Below are 996 nucleotides of genomic sequence, written 5' to 3' on the forward strand. Positions count from 1 at the left end.
GACTGTTAGTCGGCTGCTTCTCCGGGCAGGAACAGCCGACTAACAGTCGGCTCTACCCCGTCGGTGGTTCATTCCCGTCGGTGGTTCATTCCCGTCGGTGTTTCATTTCCGTCGGTGGTTCATTTCCGTCGGTGGTTCATTTCCGTCGGTGGTTCGTTCCCACCGGAGGTTCATTCCCGTCGTTGGTTCGTTCCCGTCGGTGGTTCGTTCCCGTCGTTGGTTCATGCCCGCCGACATTCAATCCCAGTCGGCATTCGCATTCCCATCCACGTGTTGGTCGCCATCATCCAGCGGCCACCTGCACCACGCATTTGGATACTCGCCCAATCGTTCCGCAAGCTTCGCGCGCACCGGGTTGGCGAGGATATACATCGCCTGCTCGCGCAATGATTCCTCGGTGCGAATGGCATGATCGTAGTAGCCCGCCTGCCATACCCTGCCATTGCGCCCATCCAGTTGATTGAGTAGATAGCTGGTTCGCGCCTTGAAACGCTGCACGCAGTATCCGAGTGTGTGACCACGCAGTTGTGCGAGCCAGTGGATGTGATCCGGCATGACCACCCAGGCCAATGAACACGTAAGGCCTTCACTATCCATGGCGCGCAGTATCCGCATGGGAATTTCCGCGCGGTGCATGTCGTCGAATTGACGGCGACGGTGCTCACAGACCATCGTCATGGCGTAGACGTTGCCGATCATTGATCGGCGCCCGATGTGGAGTTTGGGGCTGCTCATGAAGCCACGATGCCGGGCGTGGTTGAGCGGCGGTATCGGGGTTGGGCCCGTGGCGTTGTCGGGGGAGCGGCCGACAGGGGGAACCGATTGGGGGGGACCGTTTGGGGGGACCGTTTGGGGGGCCGTTTGGGGGGGACCGACGGGGGGGCGATTGGGGGCGCCGACTGGAGGCGCGGCCCCCGGGAGAAAGCCCGAGATAATTCGGATTATATCAAGCCTAGGAAAAACACAAGGAAAAAAAAAACAAAAACAAAACCAGAG

The 996-nt window shown here is 59.6% G+C and carries 1 protein-coding gene; it reads right to left on the bottom strand.

Annotated features, from left to right (window positions below; translation table 11 throughout):
- Nucleotides 1–237: 237 nt before the first annotated feature.
- On the bottom strand, nt 238–735 hold the full coding sequence (locus ACOZHM_RS20380; RefSeq protein WP_421571175.1) for an REP-associated tyrosine transposase: 498 nt from the start codon (nt 733–735) through the stop codon (nt 238–240).
- Nucleotides 736–996 lie beyond the last annotated feature (261 nt).

Source organism: Stenotrophomonas sp. PD6 (assembly GCF_049199305.1).
Classification (GTDB): domain Bacteria; phylum Pseudomonadota; class Gammaproteobacteria; order Xanthomonadales; family Xanthomonadaceae; genus Stenotrophomonas.

Excerpts from the sequence above, each read along its gene's own strand:
- ACOZHM_RS20380 (WP_421571175.1), bottom strand. The coding sequence starts at position 735 with ATGAGCAGCCCCAAACTCCACATCGGGCGCCGATCAATGATCGGCAAC.